Source organism: Roseateles albus (assembly GCF_028595345.1).
GTDB classification, from domain to species: Bacteria; Pseudomonadota; Gammaproteobacteria; order Burkholderiales; family Burkholderiaceae_C; genus Paucibacter_A; species Paucibacter_A albus.
In genome coordinates this window covers 301656-320199 of the sequence record NZ_JAQQXT010000003.1, presented here as the reverse complement: position 1 = coordinate 320199, position 18544 = coordinate 301656, and the positions used below count along the sequence as shown (strand labels likewise).

Below are 18544 nucleotides of genomic sequence, written 5' to 3'. Positions count from 1 at the left end.
GATCAGTTCGCGCCGCTGCAGCAGCCGCAGCAGCTCTTGGCCGCCGGGCGACGCGCTATGCGCACGCGCCACAGCTGCGGGCCGGCTTCCAGGGTCTCCCAATCGAACTGACCCGGCCATTGGGCCTGAAACTGCTGCTTCAATGGCAGAGGTTCATGGTCGCTGTGCAGCTCGAAGCTGGCACCCGGCGCCAGGCTGTCGAACTGCTGAAAGATCAAACCATGGCGCTGCTGCGTTGGAATCAGACGCACATCGATGACGGCGGGGGATGCAAATGAGTTGCTCAGGGCGCTGGCGGCGGAGGTGTTCATGCGGGCAATCCTTTAAGTTCTATTTTGCATGCAACTTATTATGCAGACTCCTCGAGTTTAAAGCAATATCTGAAATATAGATTTAAATCACTGCCGAGCTTCAAAGGCGCAGGCTGCAGCGCTCTCGCCTGCGCCGCTGCCCTGGCCTCATTGGTACAAGGCCGCCGCCTCGGCCAACTGCTTGGCCACCTCGGCGATCAGGCTTGCCGGCGCCAGCACCTTGACCTGATTGCCATGGCGAAGGATGTCCATCACGATCTCGGTCTCGTGAACAAAGGGGATCTTGAGCTCGTAGCTGCCGTCGTTCAACCAGGCCCCCTGCTGCTCTGCATGCCACTCCTCGCGGCTGACCCATTGCGCGGCCTTCTCCTGGAACACCAACGTGGCCCATTGCCGCTTCTCGCCTGCGAAGATGCCAAAACCGCCGTCCATCTCGGCCTGTATCTGCTTGAGCGAAATCTCCTTGGCCTTGATATCCAAGGTCGTGGCCGTCTCGATCGCATCCAGAGCAAAGCGCAAGACCTGGTTGCGCGAGTGGCACCAGGCGTCCAAATACCAGGTGTTGCGGTAGTGGACCAGGCGCTGAGGTGAGACATCCCGCTCGCTGACCGTGGCGCGGCCGCGCGTCAGATAACGCAGATGCAAGCGCTGACGCTTCAACAACGCCTCGCCGACCATCTCGAAAAACTGCGTCGGCACCGGGCGTTTGGCCGGACTGATGATCTTGATGCGCTTGAGTAGCCCCTTGGCGTCGGCCTCGCCCGGCGCCAGCAGGCCGTGAATGCGATCCAGCAAAGGCGCCAGGTGCCGGCTGATGACGCCCTCGGAGCCCAGCTCACTCAGCATCTGATGCGCCATCAACAGCGAATACAACTCGCGCTCGCTGAACCACAAGCCCGGCAGCTCATGCTTTTCTTGCCCGCGGTAGCCCGCGCCAAAGCCGTAACCGCCGTCCATGCGGCTGTACTCGATCGGCGCGCCGAGTTGGTCACGCAAGTACTCCAGGTCGCGCTTGAGCGTGGCGGCCGACACCTCCAACTCGTCCCTCATCTCCTGAAAACTCACATGACCGCGATTGCGGATCAGCATTTCGATCTTGTAGACGCGAGCGGTTTTTGACATGGCGGCTTAGGCAGAGTTTTTGCAGAGATTTTGGAGGGAGCAGACGCTCACGACTTGAGCCCGTCGGACTGTAGCCGGCAAACGTGACCGAGCGACGCTGATCAATCGAGCAAACGATGGGCTAGCTCGTTATTTGAGCTTCTGGGTCCGCATCATTGCTCCCAAGAAGGCCGCGATCCGCCTCCTATCTTTTTGCTTCTTTTTTTGCATCACCCGGGAGAACACACACATGATGATGACGACGTCAAATCTTGCGACCGCTTTGGTGCAAAGCCTCAAAGACAAAAGAAGCGGCGATGACGACAGCGACTGCCCTCACGGAGTCAGCCCGTTTGACTTCAAGCCAGCAGCACCGCCGGCCAGCTTGACGCAGCTTTGCCAGGCCGTTGCCGAGCACCTGGAATATGGTGGTCAGGTCTATGGGCTGGCTTCGCATTGCCAGGCGCTGAGCGTGCACCCCGAAGTCAGCCAGGCCTTTTGGCGCCTGCGCCAATTGGTCAAAAGCCCCGGCGTGATGTGGTTGCTGCTGGCCGACTGGATAAATCGGCGCAGTCCGCCGCCCCAGAACAAGCTCGATGAACAAACGGTCTCGGACGTCTTGCAGCCCCACCTGCAATGCCTGGACCCGGCGCTGATCGACGACGCCGGCCGGCTCTTCGAACGCCTGCTGGGCGCCTATGGCAACGACGGCTGGACGGCGGCGCGGCTGCAGCGCCTGCTGCGATCGATTCGTTCCCGCTGACGCGACATGGGGCAGCAATGTCCTTGAGGGCTGCGCAGAGCGTCCTACGGGGGCATCGTGATCTATCTCCGATCTAATCGGAGTGAGCCCGCTTGCGGCTTACTGAACCCGCAGCACATCGAACTGCTGCCGAACTGCAGCGACCTGAATCGAGACCTCATCACCCTCGCATTTACCCAACAGAACCCTGCCCAGCGGGGCTTCGCTGCTGATGACCTGCACGAACTGAGTGCCGCTGAGCAACTTCATGCTGCCCCCATCCGGGCCGAGAAAAAGCTGTTGCTGGCTATCGTCGGCGTCGACCAGGCAAACCAACGCGCCAAGCTGAATACCTTTGCTGGCGTCGTAGGGGCGCGGGCGAAACTGGCGCCAATTGATCATCGCCTGGCGGATGGCTTCGGCGCGGCGAGCTTGGCCGGTGGCCAGATAGGCGGCTTCAAGACCCAATGTGTCGTACTTGTTTTCGGCGATGTTTTCTTCGTGAGTCGCCGTTTCATGAGCCGCCCGCGCAGCCTGTTCGACTTGCAGCAGGTCTTCGGCGAGTTTTTCCAGCACCCGCTGCTGCAGCAAGAATTTGTCCATGATGAAAGATAGGCGTCTCGAGCAAGCGGGAGGTCGAGTCTTGATTATGAAGGGCTCCACCAGCTTTCGACACTGCCTTTGCCTGTAGGTTAACTTCAGTTAGGGGCACTGAGCTGGCTTCAGTGCCGGCCATCCAAACTTCCGACGCGAACATGTAGAAATGGATTGAAGAGACCTGAACGTTCCTATCCACTTCTTTTCATCTAGACGCAAGCTTCTGCGCAACGCCGGCCTATGTGCAGGCTAAGCCCGGAGCAGGGAACGCAAACGCGCAATCGTGACCTCCACCGGCGCATCGCGCGAAACTTCCAGGCCCAAGTCGCGTGCGATCTGGTTCACCTTGGCCGGATACAGCGGGATGCCCCCAGCATCGATGGCAGCAATCAAGGCCCGGGCGCGCTCATGCTCAGGGCGGACGGGGCGCTGGGTGAGCAGGCGGCGCAGAGGTGAAGGCTTTATGGGTGGCATTTGCGCTGCGATGGTAAACCCTTCCCCGATGGCCAAGCTAAACCATCGCACTTTTGCCCGCCCACCAAGCCAGCTTTTACATAGTCACAAACGCAGCGTTCAGACCCCAGAAAGCCGAAAGGGCTAGCCCATTGCTGAGCTAACCCTTTGATTCCAAACTTATTCACATGGTCGGAACGGCAGGATTCGAACCTGCGACCCCTTGTCCCCCAGACAAGTGCGCTACCAGGCTGCGCTACGCCCCGACTAAGCCTTCCATTATAGGGCAAATTTTACGTCCGAAGAAAGAAGAAGCTCTCGAATTGAAATTAACTCGCCTCGAACTTGATCGAGAGATAACTTCACAGGCGAGCAGGCTGGCTGACCCAGCAATGCCCGCTCATCACCGATCTCGTCCTCACCCGCCCCCGCGGCCTCGAGTACAGTGGGAAACGACAACGATCCGGCGACTGCGCTCAGGCGCACTTCGTCCTCGGTCAACGGCGAGTTGCCTTCAATCAATTGATTGCGGGCCCCGCTGATGGTGAAACCTTGGTCATAGAGCAAGCCCCTGATGCGCCGAATCAGCAGCACTTCGTGGTGCTGGTAATAGCGCCGATTGCCACGGCGCTTCATCGGTTTGAGCTGACTAAACTCCTGCTCCCAATAGCGCAGCACATAGGGCTTGACGCCGCATAGGTCACTGACCTCACCGATGGTGAAGTAGCGCTTTGCCGGTATCGCTGGGAGCGAGTTTTCCATTGACATCAAGGGCTTCAGGTCGGGAGGTCAGACTCTACTCGAAGTCGTCTTCGGCGCACACCTCGCCTTGCACCAATGCCTTGAGTTTGTTGCTGGCGTGAAAAGTCACCACATCGCGGGCATTGATTGGGATAGCTTCGCCGGTGCGCGGATTGCGCCCCGGCCGGGGCGCCTTGCGTCGAATCGTGAAGTTACCAAAGCCACTCAGCTTGACCTCGTCGCCGGCAACCAAGCTGCCGTGGATGATGTCGAAGAAAGCCTCGACCATGTCCTTGGACTCGCGTTTATTCAAGCCCAATTTATCGAACAATAGATCGGCCAACTCTGCCTTGGTAAGAGTTGGCGTGTCCAGGTTGGCCAACAGCATCAAGGGCGCTGGTCCACCACCGCCCTGCCCGCCTGCATCTTCTTCGCTCATCACCCTACCCTCAGCCGCGCAAACGCGCACCCAGGCGCTGACTCAAAGCCTCAATGACCGCCGCCACCGTTTGTTCGATGCGCTCCTCGGTCAATGTGGTCTCGTCGTCCAGCAATTCCAGCCGCACGGCCAGACTGCGTTCGCCGTCCTTCATGTCGGCGTTGGCTTGCGTCGGCTTGAAGACGTCGAACAATCTGGCGGAACGAATCAATCCGTCATGGGCGCCGGCAATGGCCGCCATCAGGCCGTCGTGGCTGACTTTGTCATCCACAATAACGGCCAAATCGCGCAGCACAGCTTGTTGACGCGGGATCGCTTGAGCGGCCGGCAACTCACGCTGCAAAGTAGCCGCCAGATCAAGCTCGAACAGAATCGGCGCGCCACCACCCTGCGGCAAGTCATAAGACTGGCGCCATTTGGGGTGCAACTCGCCAATCACGCCAATGTCCTGACCGTCCAGTTCGATGCGCGCACTGCGGCCCGGATGCAATGCCGCATGTTCGGCCGGCACAAAGCGCAACTGGCGCGGCGCAAACAGCGCCTCCAGATCACCCTTGACGTCGAAGAAGTCGACATTGCGGTCGCGCTGACTCCATTGTTGCTGTTCGGCCGGGCCGTAGGCCAGACCTGACAGGCGCATGGGCTGGGCCACACCGGCGATGCTGGAGTCGCTCTCGAGCACCGAAGCGTCACGCAAAAACACGCGGCCAATTTCGAACAAGCGCACACGCGTAGCCCGGCGAGCCAGGTTGTAGCGCAAGGTGTTGATGAGGCTGCCCAGCAAGCTGGTACGCATCACAGCCAGCGGAGCGGCGATCGGGTTCAAGACCTGAATCGGCTGCTCATTGCCGGCTAACTCGCGCTCCCAGCGGGCTTCGACGAAGCTGAAATTGATGGTCTCGAAATAGTCGCGTGCGGCCACCGCGTGGCGCAAGGCATGCACCGAGCGGCGTGCCTCCGAGGCCACCTTGCCCACCACCGGCGCCAGCGGCGGCGTCGAGGGCAGGTTCGGATAACCAATGACGCGAATGACTTCTTCGATCAGATCTTCTTCGATCTGCATATCGAAACGCCAGCTCGGCGGCGTCACGGTCAGCACGCCAGGTGTTTGCTCGAAAGGCAGGCCCAGGCGCGTGAACACGCGGGCGCAGTCTTCCTGCGTCACCGGCATGCCGATGATCTTGGACGCTCGTGCCACCCGCAGGCTGACCGGCGTACGCGCAGGCAGTTGCGTGGTTTGATCGTCCAGCGGGCCGCAGTGCGTGTCCGCACCGCCGCAAACATCAAGAATCAACTGCGTGATGCGCTCAACATGCTGGGCCGTCAAGGCCGGGTCGACACCGCGCTCGAAACGATGGCCAGCATCGGTAGAGAAGTTGAACTTGCGCGAGCGCCCCATCACTGCCTTGGGCCACCAGAACGCCGCCTCGACATAGATGTTGGCCGTGTCGTCCGACACTGCGGTGGCGTCGCCGCCCATGATGCCGGCGAGCGACTCAACGCCTTGCGAATCCGCCACCACGCCGACCGTCTCGTCCAGCGCGACGGTGTTGCCATTCAAGAGCTTGAGGCTCTCGCCCGCCTTGGCCCAGCGCACCACCAACTCGTCATGGATCTTGTCCAGATCGAAGATATGTGAAGGCCTGCCAAACTCGAACATCACATAGTTGGAGATGTCGACCAAGGGAGAGACCGAACGCTGGCCGCAACGGGCCAGACGGTCCACCATCCAGGCGGGCGTCTGCACTTTGGTGTTGACGCCGCGAATGATGCGGCCGGAGAAGCGACCGCACAAATCGGCCGCTTCGATGCGGACCGGCAGCTTGTCATCGATCTGCGGCGTAACCGGCGCAATAAGGGGCAACTGCAGCGGTGCACCGGTCAAGGCAGAGACTTCACGCGCAATGCCATAGACGCTCAGGGCATGGGCCAGGTTAGGCGTCAGCTTGAGGGTGAACAGCGTGTCGTCCAGATTCAGGTGAGCGCGGATATCTTGGCCGATTTGCGCGTCGGCCGCCAACTCCAGCAGGCCACCATGCTCTTCGCTGAGCTTGAGCTCGCGCGCCGAGCAAAGCATGCCGAAACTCTCGACGCCGCGCAGCTTGCCGACATTGATCTTGAAGGGCTTGCCATCTTCGCCAGGAGGCAGCTCAGCCCCGACGGTTGCCAAAGGCACCTTGATGCCGACGCGTGCGTTCGGTGCGCCGCAGACGATTTGCAGCGGCGCCCCATTGTTGAAGGCCCCACCGGCATTGACGCTGCAGATACGCAGTTTGTCGGCGTTAGGGTGCTGCTCGGCGGTCAGAATCTCGGCCACAACGATGCCATGGAAAGGGGGTGCTACCGGGCGAAGTTCTTCAACTTCCAGGCCCGACATGGTCAGCAGCTCGGCCAGTTCTTGGGTATTCAGCGCAGGGTCACAAAAGGCCCGCAGCCAGGATTCAGGGAATTGCATGGGATATCTCTCGAGCTACGGGTGGTTCACTTGAACTGGGACAGGAAGCGCAGATCGCCATCAAAGAACTGGCGCAGATCACCGACGCCATAACGCAGCATGGCCAACCGGTCGATGCCGGAGCCAAACGCAAAGCCGATATAACGCTCAGGATCCAGCCCCATATTGCGAATCACCTGCGGGTGCACCTGGCCAGAGCCGGACACCTCCAACCAGCGACCTTTCAGCGGGCCGGAGGCGAACATCATGTCGATCTCTGCGCTCGGCTCGGTGAAAGGGAAATAGCTGGGGCGGAAGCGGATATCCATTTCCGTGGTCTCGAAGAACTGCTGCAGGAAGTTCACATAGACCGACTTCAAATCCTTGAAGCTGATGTTCTCGCCCACCCACAGGCCTTCAACCTGATGAAACATCGGTGAGTGCGTGGCATCACTGTCGACCCGGTAGGTGCGGCCCGGCGCGATCACGCGGATCTCCGGCATAGGCTGGCCGGCATCAATCAAGGCCCGGTGGCGCTTGACATGCTGGACCGCGTAGCGGATTTGCATCGGGCTGGTGTGGGTGCGCAAGACATGACCCCCTTCGACGTAGAAGGTGTCGTGCATCGAGCGCGCCGGGTGATCTTCAGGCGTGTTCAACGCGGTGAAGTTGAACCAGTCGTTCTCGATCTCGGGGCCATCGGCCACGTCGAAGCCCATCGAACCGAAGATGCCTTCGATGCGCTCCATCGCACGCGTGATCGGGTGCAAGCCGCCGCTGCCGCGTTGACGGCCGGGCAATGTCACATCCAAGGCCTCGGCCTTCAGTTGCAAGGCCAACTCGGCATCGGCCAAGGCTTGGCGGCGTGCCGTCAAAGCGGCTTCGATGCCGGACTTCAAGACATTGATTTCGGCGCCGCGGGTCTTCTTCTCTTCGACCGACAAGGCGGCCATGCCCTTGAGCAGCTCGGTCACGCGACCGGTTTTACCGAGGAAGCGTGCCTTGGCATTTTCCAAGTCGGCGGGCGTGGTCGCAGCGGCGAATTCGCCTTGCGCCGTTTGCAGCAATTGATCGAGGTCGTTCATCGCGGAGCCGTTTTCATCAAGCAAGTCTTGAGGCAAGAATTAGAGGGGAATAGGACTTACGCAAAATTGATCCAAGCGAAGCAAACATCTCACCGGAAAGCCTTGCGTAAATCCTAGGCAATAAAAAAAGGCCGATCACCAGGGTGTCGGCCTTTGGGTGCTGACCCCAAACCAGCAAGCCAGTTCAGGGCTGCCAACTACCGCCTTGCGGCGGCAGATGGGCATTAAGCGAGAGCGGCCTTGACCTTGGCGAAGATGCTGGCAAAACCAGCAGGATCACGCACAGCCAGATCGGCCAGGACCTTGCGGTCGATGTCGATCTGAGCCTTCTTCAGGCCAGCCACAAACTTGCTGTATGTCAGGCCCAACTCACGGGAAGCCGCATTGATACGGGCAATCCAGAGTGCGCGGAACACACGCTTCTTGGCACGACGGTCACGGTAGGCGTATTGGCCTGCCTTCATCACTGCCTGTTTGGCAATGCGGAAGACATTCTTACGACGACCACGGTAGCCCTTGGCTAGTGCCAGGACCTTCTTGTGACGGGCACGTGCGGTAACACCACGTTTAACGCGAGGCATAGTATTTCTCCTTCAGAAGTCGATCAGAGGCCAGCGCCGGGCAACATTTGAGCCATATGGCCCATGTTGGTCTCGTGCACGCCGGTCGTGCCACGCAAGTGGCGCTTGTTCTTCGTGGACTTCTTCGTGAGGATGTGGCGCTTGAACGCCTGGCCGCGCTTAACGGTGCCACCCGGACGAACGCGAAAACGTTTCTTCGCGCTGCTCTTGGTCTTCATTTTGGGCATGATTGCTCCTTCTTGTGAACGCTTCCAGGGGCGTCTGCATTACTCATGCAGAACTTGGGGGCCTCTGGAGGCTAATAAGCCCGCTAACGACCAAATCAGCGGGCTGAATTGAAAACTACTGCGGAGGCCATCTGCGTTGTTGCGCGGTGCTCGCTTCCTCAACATACCCAAAGTATGTTTCGGTCGCTGTGCGCCGTGCGCCTAGCAGCTGGCCTTCCTCGCTACGTTTTCAGTAGCGTCAAATTCGCGGTCTTAGCGCTTCTTTGGCGCCAGGACCATGATCATCTGCCGGCCTTCCAGCTTGGGCATGTTCTCAACCACGGCCACATCGGACAACTCGTCGCGGATACGCTCCAGCAAACGCATACCGATGTCTTGGTGGGTGATCTCGCGACCACGGTAACGCAAGGTCACCTTGCCTTTGTCACCATCCTCGGCAATGAAGCGACGCAGATTGCGCATCTTGATCAGGTAATCGCCTTCGTCCGTACCCGGACGGAACTTGACTTCCTTGATTTCAATGACCTTCTGCTTGGACTTCGCCTCGGCAGCGCGCTTTTGCTCGATGTACTTGAACTTGCCGTAATCCATCAAACGGCAGACCGGAGGGACGGCCGTGGCGGAGATTTCGACAACGTCCACATCCAACTCGCCCGCCATGCGGAGCGCTTCGTGGATGCTCACAATTCCGAGCGGCTCGTTTTCTTGGCCGTTCAAACGGACTTCGGGAGCCAAGATTTCGCGATTCAGCCGATGCTTGCGCTCAGGAATGGCTCGACGGTCAGCAAATGTAGCGATGGTGCATACCTTTCAGCGAGCCCCAAGGCGAGGAGCCCAAACAAAACAAAAGCGCGCCCTGTGCAGCGATCTCAAGCCTTTTGGGTGATGTCGGCGGAAATCTTCGCAATGAAGTCTTCCAAGGCCATCACACCCAGATCTTGGTTGCCACGGGCGCGCACCGCAACGGCTCCATTTGCCTTCTCCTTGTCGCCTACGACCAGGATATATGGAACCTTTTGCAAAGAATGCTCGCGGATTTTATACGTGATTTTCTCGTTTCGCAAATCTGCCTGAACCCTAAGCCCTTGTTTCTGCAGAGATTTCACGATTTCAACGACGTAATCGGCCTGTGCGTCGGTGATATTGGCGATCACCACCTGCGTCGGTGCCAGCCAAACCGGTAAGGCGCCGGCATGCTGCTCGATCAAAATTCCGATGAATCGCTCCAGGCTGCCGACGATGGCGCGGTGCAGCATCACCGGCGTTTTTCTTTGGCTGTCCTCGCCGACAAACTCGGCGCCCAGCCGCTCCGGCATGTTGGAGTCGATCTGAATAGTGCCGCATTGCCACTGGCGACCCAGTGCATCTTTCAAGGCATATTCAATCTTGGGCGCGTAGAAAGCACCCTCGCCCACTGCGATCTCGAACTCGCAACCCGAGCGGCGCAGGCTTTCCATCAAGACCTGCTCGGTCCTGTCCCAATATTCGTCGGTACCGATGCGGGCCTCGGGGCGCGTCGCCACCTTGTAGACGATGTCGGTGAAACCAAAGTCGGCATAAACCTTCTTCAGCAATGTCGTGAAAGCCTCGCACTCGGCCAGGATCTGGTCTTCGGTGCAGAAGATATGGCCGTCGTCTTGCGTGAAGCCGCGCACCCGCATGATGCCGTGCAGGCCGCCTGTAGGCTCATTGCGGTGACATTGGCCAAACTCACCGAAGCGCAGCGGCAGATCGCGGTAGCTCTTGATGCCCTGGTTGAAGATCAGGATATGGCCCGGGCAGTTCATCGGTTTGAGCGCGTAGTCACGCTTTTCCGACTCGGTCGTGAACATATTGTCGCGGTACTTATCCCAGTGGCCCGACTTCTCCCACAAGCTGCGGTCGATGATTTGCGGGCCCTTGACCTCCAGATAGCCGTTCTCACGGTAGACCCGGCGCATGTATTGCTCGACCTCTTGCCAGACCGCCCAGCCCTTGGGGTGCCAGAACACGGTGCCGGGCGAATGCTCATCGATATGGAACAGATCCAGCTCACGCCCCAACTTGCGGTGGTCGCGCTTCTCGGCCTCTTCCAGGCGGATCAAGTACTTTTGCAGATCATCCTTGCTGGCCCAGGCCGTGCCGTAGATGCGCTGCAATTGCTCGTTACGGTGGTCACCCCGCCAATAGGCGCCGGCCACTTTCATCAGCTTGAAATGCTTGAGCTTGCCAGTGGACGGCACGTGCGGGCCGCGGCACAGGTCGGTGAACTTGCCCTCGGCATACAGGGACACATCCTGATCGGCTGGGATGCTTTCGATGATCTCGGCCTTGTAGGCTTCGCCCAGGTTCTTGAAATAGCTGACTGCCTCGTCGCGCGGCAAGACGGTACGCGTGATGCGCTCATCCTTCTTGGCCAACTCGCTCATCTTCGACTCGATCGCAGCCAGGTCCTCCGGCGTGAACGGGCGCTTGTAGGCAAAGTCGTAGAAGAAGCCGTTCTCGATCACCGGGCCGATGGTGACCTGTGCCTCGGGGAACAACTCCTTGACCGCATAGGCGAGCAAGTGGGCGGTCGAGTGACGAATGACCTCGAGGCCATCGGCATCCTTGTCGGTGATGATGGCCAACTGTGTGTCGACCTCTAACAAAAAGCTGGTGTCGACCAGCTTGGCATCCGCACCTGCGCCGACACGGCCGGCCAGCGCAGCCTTGGCCAGACCAGCGCCGATCGAGGCAGCCACGTCGGCCACGGTGACGGCTTGCGGGAATTCGCGCTTGGAGCCGTCGGGCAATTGAATAGCGATCATGAAGAAACTCCTGAAGAAGGCGGCGGGGCTATGTTTGAGGTCGAAAAAAAACGCGGGCTGTGCCGCGCTTTGATCGATGGCTGCCTGAGCAGCACTTGGAAGAGAAAGTTAAGTCGTGACGAGGCGCGGCCGACTAAACCCAGGTCGGGGTGTGGTCGTAGTTCGCGGTGTCATAACCATGATGCCTTTCTCGCCCTTGTTCGTTGCAGATGGCCCAATTGTAGCCATGGATCAAGTCATTGCCCTTACAGCGGCAGCGCCGCGACGCTAGGCTGCTCACAAGCCGCAGCAAATTCATCTCGCAAACGCTGGCTCTCGGCGACGGCACGCAACCATTCGGCCGCACGCGCCTGCACATTGTCACCATGATGCTGGAAGTCGGCCCGATCCGGCAGCTTGCTGCGTGGCAAGGTCTTGACCCAATCCGGATGCGGCGCCAGCAGGACCACGTTATCCAGGAAAGCGCTGGACCGATGACGGCGCTTGAGTGACTTGTCCAACCAGCCCGGAATCACCTGCCGCTGGAAATGCGGATACAGAACTAAACCTCCCTCCAACATTTCAGAGTAGTTCAGATGCAAGTGGTAATCGGTAATGCCGCCGTCCCAATAAGCACCGCGCGGTGCGCCGGGAATGTCATGCACCGCCTGCAGCCAGAACGGGATTGAGCAACTGGCCAGCAGCGCGGCCTGAAAGTTCTGCGGCGTTAGAGCGACTTGGCGGCTGAGGTAATCGTGCAGCGGCATCGGTAGCTCGGCTCCGAGGGGCGAAAACACCACCCGCTCCAGGCTGCCGCCCATCAAGCGGCGACCGAGCAGGTTCGCCATGAAGGCGCCCGTATAGCCCAAGGGTGTGCGCAGCCTACCTTCGCGTGCCAATAGGTAGCGGCCGCGCGAAGTGAAAACATGCGGCCGGTAGCGCGGGTGGCTCAGCGCCAGCGCCTCGCGTCCACCGAAGACCTCATCCAACTTGGCCGCAAAGCCGCGCGTCACCTCGGCGGCCGTCGGCATCTTGCCGGCCGGGCTGTCGTAATGTTGATGCACGTACTCATGCGTGAGGCGCTCGAACTCGGCCGCATTCTGCTGCGCGTTACGTCCCAAACAAGCGGTCACCATGCGCCAAGCGCCGATCGAGGCCCCGAGCAGATGCACTTCTTGGCTGCTGCGTGCCAACCAGTCTCCGAAGATGAACTGATCCAGCGGCCCCAGAATCAGACCCTTGGGGCCACCGGCCGCCGCCGGCACCGCACGCACATCGTCCGGGCGCAGGCCGCGCTCGGCCAAGCGAGCACGGGCCCGCGGGCCGGCAAAAATTTGTAAGGCCTGCATTGCCATCAATGATTCAGAGCTTGATCTCCAGCGCCGCGCCAAAATTGGTGCGAGCCACCCGATCGGTGGTGCTGCCGTAACCGGAACCCAAGCTGATCGTCTGCTGCGTATCCAGCGGGGCCAGGTTATTGGCCGACAAGCGCAGCGACAGCGTTTTGCTGAACGCCCATTGCGCAAACACATCCAGCGCTCGCGTGCGCGTCTGCTCAAGAGATTGCGAGATCGTCTGCTGTGTGGTGTAGCCCGGCGTCACGGAAAAACTGGCGCCGGTCGTCAGCGGCAGGCTGCTCAAGCGGTAGTCAAAGCCGAGATTGCCGGACCAAGGCTGCTGGCCATCCAGGCGATTGTTCGGGCCCGGCACAACATCGACATTCGAATGATAAAAACTCAGCGAGCCGCGTAGATTCAACGCTAGCTTGGGATCGAACACCGAGGGCAGCAACTCACCCGCGCGGCCCTTGACCTCCAACTCCAGTCCACTCGTTTGTGCCTTGGAATAATTGGTCGGCTGGGCCACCCAGCGCGGCACCGGCGCCCAATCGACGGACTGCAAGGTCGTCGTGCTGCGGATCAAATCATTGATACTGCGATGAAACACGCCAACGCTGAACATGCCGCCGCCGGTGAAGTACTTCTCGAACGCGATGTCCAGGCCAGTGGCCAATTCAGGTTTCAACTCGGGGTTGCCGACGCGGTCGGGCGACAACTCGGTATTGGGCTTGCTGGTATCCGGGAACTGGCCACTCAAAGACGGCCGGGCCAGCAGCGCATTCAGATCCGGCGCCTTGTAGCTGCGTGTCAAGCTGGCGCGAATCAGATCGCGGCCCTTGGGATCTAACTTGTAATTCAGATGCCACAGCGGTGTCACCACCTGACTGGTATTGCGCACCGTCTCCGCGTTACCCCGGCTTTCGGTCGCAATGCGCTCGGCGCGCAGACCGATATAGGTTGACCATTGCTTGGAGAGTTCCCACTCATCCTGCACAAACAGCGCCTGGCGTTGGATATCGGCCGAAAAAGGCTGACCGTCATACTGCGGCAGCTGCGTCACGCCGTTCTCGGTGACCGTGCGCAACTCATCGCGCTTGCGCCATTCCAGATCCCAGCCCGCCGTAATGCTGTGATCATCGCCCAGCAACTGGCCGAACTTGCCGGCCTGGGTCAAGCTGCGGTCATGGTTGTCGCCGACCGTCTGCCGTTGCACTGCTCCGTTACGGAAGGTCTCGCTATTGAAGGTGCCTTTGGAGTCCTGCACGCCGGCCTTGAGCTCCAAGCGCTGGGCGTCATTGAAACGATTGACCCACTGAACATTGCCGCGCAGGTTTTGCCAGGTGCCGTGACTGGCGCTGTTGTCATCCAGACTGGGCTGCCCCGCAAGCACCGTGTTGACGTAGTCGGTCTTGTTGTTCCAGAAACCTTTTTGGGCAAAAGTCTGAAAGGACGCGCTCTCGTCGTCGCTGATCTTCCAATTGACGCGCGGCGCGATATTGAAGCCATGACCCCAGTTCGGCGTTTCTCCACGCTGAATCGAGTGCGAGGGCTGCAGGTCTATGCCTTGCGCATGGCGCTCGGTCGTGAAGCTGCTTTGGTTGCGCCACTCAAAGGCCGAAATCGGCAGCGAAAGCGCCAAGGGGCCTAGCGTTTCGCCCAAGGTGAAATTGGCATTTGGCGTCGGCCGCTCGATGCTATAGCCCACCCCCAGCCGCAGATCGCGTTGCGACACGCGCGGCGCGTCTTTCAAGATGATGTTGATCGCGCCGGCCACCGCTTGTGCGCTCTGGTCGGCGGTTGGGCCCTTGGTGACCTCGATGCGCTCGACCTGCGAGGGGCTGAGCTGATCCAAGGCAAAGCCCGGCGGCGCCGGGTCACCGTTGATCAAAATCAGCGTGTAGCCGGCCCCCAGGCCGCGCATGCGCGGCGAGCCGTCTTGCACCGACACGCCGGGCAGGCGCTTGAGCACATCGGACACATTGGTGTCGCCGTACTTGTCCATCTCCTCGCGGCCGTAGATTTGCTTGGCCACTTGCGATTTGCGGCGCAGGTCGGTGTCGGACTGCTGGCGCGAGCTGAGCTCCACCCGCTCCAATCGGCTGCCTTGCTGCGGACGCGCTGGGGTGTCGCCAATGCCGGCCGGAATGTCTTGCGCCAAAACCAGCGCCGGGCAGGCCAACAATACCAGCGCAGCGCAAGCAGCGGGCACGGCACGCAATGAGAAAGATGTCAAACGGAACTCCGGAGAAAGCACAACAGGTGCGGCACCATAGCTTGCCTTGACGACGATTGCAGCAGGCAAGCGATCAAGCACCGAATCCGTGGGGCGATTTACGAAGCGCCACCCTTGAGTTTCGCCAAGTTGGCAAAGGCTGCCGCCATTGCGCCGCCCGACGGAGCCGCAGCTGGTGCAGGCGCCCGGCCCCCTCCTCCACCACCGCTGCGCTCATTGCGCCCGGCCGGCCGGTAGCTGTTGTCGAGCTTTGACCCGCCACGCTGCGCCGGCGCATCCAGCTTCATCGTCAGCGAGATGCGCTTGCGGGCGATATCCACCTCTTGCACGCGCACCTTGACGATGTCGCCGGTCTTGACCACCTCGCGGGCGTCGGTGACGAATTTGTTCGACAGCTGGCTGACATGCACCAGCCCGTCCTGATGCACGCCGAGGTCGATGAAGGCACCGAACTGGGCGACGTTGGAGACCGTGCCTTCCAAAATCATGCCTTCAACCAGATCCTTGATGTCATCGACGCCTTCATTGAAGCGCGCCACCTTGAAATCGGGCCGTGGGTCACGGCCGGGCTTTTCCAGCTCGGTCAGAATGTCCTTGACCGTGATCGCGCCGAATTTTTCGTCGGCAAAGGCCTCCGGCTTCAAGGTGCGGATGACGTCGCTCTTACCCATCACTTCAGCGGCAGGCCGGCCGACGGTCTTCAGAATGCGCTCCACCAGACCATAGGTTTCCGGGTGCACGCCGGAGAAATCGAGCGGATTCTCGCCCGCGCGGATGCGCAAGAAACCGGCCGATTGCTCGAAGGTCTTGGGCCCGAGGCCCGCCACATCGAGCAATTGCTTGCGGTTCTTGAACGCGCCATTGGCATCGCGCCAGCGCACGATAGACGAAGCGACGTTGGCCGACAGACCCGACACGCGCGACAGCAGCGGCGCCGAGGCGGTGTTCAGGTCCACGCCGACCGAGTTCACGCAGTCTTCCACCACCGTGTCCAGCATCTTGGCCAACTCGCTTTGGTTGACGTCATGCTGGTACTGGCCGACGCCAATGCTCTTGGGGTCGATCTTGACCAACTCGGCCAGCGGATCCTGCAAGCGGCGAGCGATCGAGACCGCGCCGCGCAGCGTCACGTCCATGTCCGGCAGCTCTTTGGACGCGAACTCGGAGGCCGAATAGATCGACGCGCCGGCTTCGCTGACGACCATTTTCTCGATCGCCACATCCGGCGCCATTTGCTGCAAGCGCTTGATCAAGTCGCCGGCCAGCTTGTCGGTTTCGCGGCTGGCGGTGCCGTTGCCGATCGCGATCAGATTGACGCCGTGCGTCGCGCACAAGCGCCCCAGCGCATGTATGGAGCCGTCCCAATCCTTGCGCGGCTCATGCGGATAAATCACCGCCGTGTCGAGCACGCGGCCGGTGTCGCTGACCACCGCCACCTTGACGCCGGTGCGGATGCCGGGGTCCAGGCCCATCACCACGCGTTTGCCGGCCGGCGCGGCCAAGAGCAGGTCGCGCAGATTCTCGGCAAAGACCTTGATCGCCACGTTCTCGGCCGACTCGCGCAGGCGCGCAAACAGGTCGCGCTCCAGGCTCATCGACAGCTTAACCTTCCAGGTCCAAGCCACGGTTTTGCGAATGAGCGCGTCGCCAGGGCGCGTGCCCATGGTCCAGCCCAAATGGCGGGCGATGCGACCTTCGGCCAAGCCTGGCTTGCCGGCCACGACTTCTTCATCCAGCGCCAGCTTCGCGTCCAAAAACTCCAGCGCGCGGCCCCGAAAGACCGCCAGCGCCCGGTGCGAGGGCACGGTGCGAATCGGCTCGTCGTAATCAAAGTAATCGCGGAATTTGGAGATATCCGGGTTGTTCTCGTCTTTGCCCTCCATCAGCTTGGAACGGAACAGACCCTCGGCCCACAGCCATTCGCGCAGCTTGCCGATCAATAAAGCATCTTCGGCCCAGCGCTCGCTGAGCAGATCGCGCACGCCGTCCAGCACCGCGAAGGCGTCGGCAAAACCCGCATCCGCATTGATGAAGGCGCCCGCCTCGGCTTGCGGGTCCAGATTCGGGTCGGCAAACAGCTTGTCGGCCAAGGGCTCCAAGCCTGCTTCGCGGGCGATCATGCCCTTGGTGCGGCGCTTTTGCTTGTAAGGCAGATAGAGGTCTTCGAGCTCTTGCTTGGTCGGCGCGGCCTCGATCTTGGCGCGCAGCTCCGGTGTCAGCTTGCCCTGCTCCTCAATGCTCTTGAGCACGGCGGCGCGGCGATCCTCCAACTCACGCAGATAGGCCAACCTAGCCTCCAGATCGCGCAGTTGGCTGTCATCCAGGCCGTCGGTCACTTCCTTGCGGTAGCGGGCGATAAAGGGCACGGTGGCGCCGCCATCGAGCAGCTCCACGGCTGCATTGACTTGGGCCGGCCGAACTTTCAGTTCAGCGGCAATTTGAAGCAGGATCTTGTCCAAAACGGCAGCAACCACTCAAAAACACGAAGCCGCGCAGTTTGCCACAGGAGCCGGGCGCAGCTGATAAAGCCAGCCTTACAGCCAAGGCTTCAGCCAGCCCAGCCCATCGGAGGTGGCATGCAAGGCCACGCCGCGTGCCGGCCGGTACTCGCAGCCGATCCAGCCCTCATACCCTTGCGCGTCCAGCAGCTTGAACAGATAGGCGAAGTTGATCTCGCCCACATCGGGCTCATGCCGCTCAGGCACGCCGGCAATCTGGATGTGGCCGACATGACCGGTCGGCAAGTAGCGGCGAATCTTCATGGCCAGATCGCCCTCAACGATCTGGGCGTGGTACAGGTCCATCTGCACCTTCACATGAGGGGTACCTATCTCGGCGATCAAGGCATGGGCCTGGTCCTGGCGATTCAGAAAGTAGCCCGGCATATCGCGCTCGTTGATCGGCTCGATCAGGATGTTGACATTCCCCTTCGCGGCCTCGGTGGCCGCATAACGCAGATTCTCCACATAGGTTGCATGCACATCGACGCGGCTTGTTCCGGCCGGTAACAGGCCGGCCATCACATGGATACGCGAGCAACTCAGTGCCTTGGCGTAAGCCAGCGCCTGGCCTATGCCATCACGGAACTCGGCCTCACGGCCGGGCAGGCAGGCGATGCCGCGCTCACCCGCGTCCCAGTCTCCCGGCGGCGCGTTGAAGAGCACTTGTTGAAGGCCATTGGTCTGCAGGCGCGCGGCCAAGTCGTCGGCGGCGTAGGCATAGGGGAACAGGTACTCGACGGCCTTGAAGCCATCGACGGCAGCGGCGGCAAAGCGGTCAAGAAAGTCCACGTCGTTGTAAAGCATGGACAGATTGGCGGCGAATTTGGGCATGTTTGTGAGTGAGCAATGGGCGCCTAGGCTTCTTCCCGCACGGTCATGGCCTTGGCGAGGCTGTCCTGCACCATGGCGCAGTAGCGCAGTGGCAAGACTGTAATTGACACAGGTTTCGGGCCTGAATGCCCTGACCTTTAGCCAAGGTTACGGGCTGCTG

17 protein-coding genes and 1 tRNA gene are annotated in these 18544 nt (G+C 60.6%); 1 reads left to right on the top strand and 17 read right to left on the bottom strand.

Annotated features, from left to right (window positions below; translation table 11 throughout):
• Positions 1-2: 2 nt before the first annotated feature.
• Together PRZ03_RS06725 and PRZ03_RS06720 are read right to left on the bottom strand one after the other, a co-directional pair.
• Positions 3-311, bottom strand: a complete 309-nt coding sequence (locus tag PRZ03_RS06725; RefSeq protein ID WP_273599575.1) for a DUF2249 domain-containing protein — start codon at positions 309-311, stop codon at positions 3-5.
• A gap of 147 nt (positions 312-458) precedes the next feature.
• Positions 459-1433, bottom strand: a complete 975-nt coding sequence (locus PRZ03_RS06720; protein WP_273599574.1) for a helix-turn-helix transcriptional regulator — start codon at positions 1431-1433, stop codon at positions 459-461.
• A 229-nt stretch (positions 1434-1662) separates the two neighbouring features.
• Here PRZ03_RS06720 and PRZ03_RS06715 point away from each other — a divergent pair, with 229 nt between their 5' ends.
• Entirely contained in the window at positions 1663-2175 is a 513-nt protein-coding gene (locus tag PRZ03_RS06715; protein WP_273599573.1) for a hypothetical protein, read from the top strand.
• Between the two features lie 99 nt (positions 2176-2274).
• On the opposite strand, the gene PRZ03_RS06710 is transcribed toward PRZ03_RS06715, so the two are convergent.
• The 15 genes from PRZ03_RS06710 to otnI all read right to left on the bottom strand — a co-directional run bounded on the left by PRZ03_RS06710 (position 2275) and on the right by otnI (position 18384).
• Positions 2275-2757 carry a GreA/GreB family elongation factor gene (locus PRZ03_RS06710; protein WP_273599572.1) on the bottom strand — a complete coding sequence of 161 codons (483 nt, stop codon included), beginning with the start codon at positions 2755-2757 and terminating at the stop codon, positions 2275-2277.
• A gap of 243 nt (positions 2758-3000) precedes the next feature.
• Positions 3001-3225, bottom strand: coding sequence for a hypothetical protein (locus PRZ03_RS06705; RefSeq protein WP_263533125.1), 225 nt, complete (start codon positions 3223-3225; stop codon positions 3001-3003).
• Positions 3226-3393: 168 nt separating this feature from the next.
• Positions 3394-3470: transfer RNA gene (locus PRZ03_RS06700), tRNA-Pro, on the bottom strand.
• 13 nt (positions 3471-3483) lie between these two features.
• On the bottom strand, positions 3484-3966 hold the full coding sequence (locus tag PRZ03_RS06695; RefSeq protein WP_273599571.1) for a MerR family transcriptional regulator: 483 nt from the start codon (positions 3964-3966) through the stop codon (positions 3484-3486).
• A gap of 34 nt (positions 3967-4000) precedes the next feature.
• Positions 4001-4333 carry an integration host factor subunit alpha gene (locus tag PRZ03_RS06690; protein ID WP_273599708.1) on the bottom strand — a complete coding sequence of 111 codons (333 nt, stop codon included), beginning with the start codon at positions 4331-4333 and terminating at the stop codon, positions 4001-4003.
• 61 nt (positions 4334-4394) lie between these two features.
• On the bottom strand, positions 4395-6839 hold the full coding sequence (gene pheT, locus PRZ03_RS06685) for a phenylalanine--tRNA ligase subunit beta (protein ID WP_273599570.1): 2445 nt from the start codon (positions 6837-6839) through the stop codon (positions 4395-4397).
• Positions 6840-6865: 26 nt separating this feature from the next.
• Positions 6866-7903 (bottom strand): phenylalanine--tRNA ligase subunit alpha, encoded by a 1038-nt coding sequence (locus PRZ03_RS06680; protein WP_273599569.1) that lies wholly within the window; start codon positions 7901-7903, stop codon positions 6866-6868.
• A 224-nt stretch (positions 7904-8127) separates the two neighbouring features.
• On the bottom strand, positions 8128-8484 hold the full coding sequence (gene rplT / locus PRZ03_RS06675) for a 50S ribosomal protein L20 (RefSeq protein ID WP_263533139.1): 357 nt from the start codon (positions 8482-8484) through the stop codon (positions 8128-8130).
• 23 nt (positions 8485-8507) lie between these two features.
• Positions 8508-8711: a 50S ribosomal protein L35 gene (gene rpmI / locus PRZ03_RS06670; RefSeq protein ID WP_263533140.1), complete on the bottom strand. Its 204-nt coding sequence runs from the start codon at positions 8709-8711 to the stop codon at positions 8508-8510.
• 252 nt (positions 8712-8963) lie between these two features.
• Positions 8964-9509 (bottom strand): translation initiation factor IF-3, encoded by a 546-nt coding sequence (gene infC, locus PRZ03_RS06665; protein ID WP_263533544.1) that lies wholly within the window; start codon positions 9507-9509, stop codon positions 8964-8966.
• 71 nt (positions 9510-9580) lie between these two features.
• Positions 9581-11500, bottom strand: coding sequence for a threonine--tRNA ligase (gene thrS / locus PRZ03_RS06660; protein ID WP_273599568.1), 1920 nt, complete (start codon positions 11498-11500; stop codon positions 9581-9583).
• 245 nt (positions 11501-11745) lie between these two features.
• Entirely contained in the window at positions 11746-12828 is a 1083-nt protein-coding gene (locus tag PRZ03_RS06655) for a patatin-like phospholipase family protein (RefSeq protein ID WP_273599567.1), read from the bottom strand.
• A gap of 13 nt (positions 12829-12841) precedes the next feature.
• Positions 12842-15052, bottom strand: a complete 2211-nt coding sequence (locus PRZ03_RS06650; protein ID WP_273599566.1) for a TonB-dependent receptor plug domain-containing protein — start codon at positions 15050-15052, stop codon at positions 12842-12844.
• A 98-nt stretch (positions 15053-15150) separates the two neighbouring features.
• Positions 15151-17511 carry a Tex family protein gene (locus tag PRZ03_RS06645; protein WP_273599565.1) on the bottom strand — a complete coding sequence of 787 codons (2361 nt, stop codon included), beginning with the start codon at positions 17509-17511 and terminating at the stop codon, positions 15151-15153.
• 75 nt (positions 17512-17586) lie between these two features.
• A complete protein-coding gene (otnI, locus tag PRZ03_RS06640; protein WP_273599564.1) occupies positions 17587-18384 on the bottom strand; it encodes a 2-oxo-tetronate isomerase in 798 nt (265 codons plus the stop codon).
• Positions 18385-18544: the final 160 nt, after the last annotated feature.

What these genes read in the sequence shown, in the direction of transcription:
- PRZ03_RS06725 (WP_273599575.1), bottom strand. Translation starts at nt 311, where the DNA reads ATGAACACCTCCGCCGCCAGCGCCCTGAGCAACTCATTTGCATCCCCC.
- PRZ03_RS06720 (WP_273599574.1), bottom strand. Translation starts at nt 1,433, where the DNA reads ATGTCAAAAACCGCTCGCGTCTACAAGATCGAAATGCTGATCCGCAAT.
- PRZ03_RS06715 (WP_273599573.1), top strand. Translation starts at nt 1,663, where the DNA reads ATGATGATGACGACGTCAAATCTTGCGACCGCTTTGGTGCAAAGCCTC.
- PRZ03_RS06710 (WP_273599572.1), bottom strand. Translation starts at nt 2,757, where the DNA reads ATGGACAAATTCTTGCTGCAGCAGCGGGTGCTGGAAAAACTCGCCGAA.
- PRZ03_RS06705 (WP_263533125.1), bottom strand. Translation starts at nt 3,225, where the DNA reads ATGCCACCCATAAAGCCTTCACCTCTGCGCCGCCTGCTCACCCAGCGC.
- PRZ03_RS06695 (WP_273599571.1), bottom strand. Translation starts at nt 3,966, where the DNA reads ATGGAAAACTCGCTCCCAGCGATACCGGCAAAGCGCTACTTCACCATC.
- PRZ03_RS06690 (WP_273599708.1), bottom strand. Translation starts at nt 4,333, where the DNA reads ATGCTGTTGGCCAACCTGGACACGCCAACTCTTACCAAGGCAGAGTTG.
- pheT (WP_273599570.1), bottom strand. Translation starts at nt 6,839, where the DNA reads ATGCAATTCCCTGAATCCTGGCTGCGGGCCTTTTGTGACCCTGCGCTG.
- PRZ03_RS06680 (WP_273599569.1), bottom strand. Translation starts at nt 7,903, where the DNA reads ATGAACGACCTCGATCAATTGCTGCAAACGGCGCAAGGCGAATTCGCC.
- rplT (WP_263533139.1), bottom strand. Translation starts at nt 8,484, where the DNA reads ATGCCTCGCGTTAAACGTGGTGTTACCGCACGTGCCCGTCACAAGAAG.
- rpmI (WP_263533140.1), bottom strand. Translation starts at nt 8,711, where the DNA reads ATGCCCAAAATGAAGACCAAGAGCAGCGCGAAGAAACGTTTTCGCGTT.
- thrS (WP_273599568.1), bottom strand. Translation starts at nt 11,500, where the DNA reads ATGATCGCTATTCAATTGCCCGACGGCTCCAAGCGCGAATTCCCGCAA.
- PRZ03_RS06655 (WP_273599567.1), bottom strand. Translation starts at nt 12,828, where the DNA reads ATGCAGGCCTTACAAATTTTTGCCGGCCCGCGGGCCCGTGCTCGCTTG.
- otnI (WP_273599564.1), bottom strand. Translation starts at nt 18,384, where the DNA reads ATGCCCAAATTCGCCGCCAATCTGTCCATGCTTTACAACGACGTGGAC.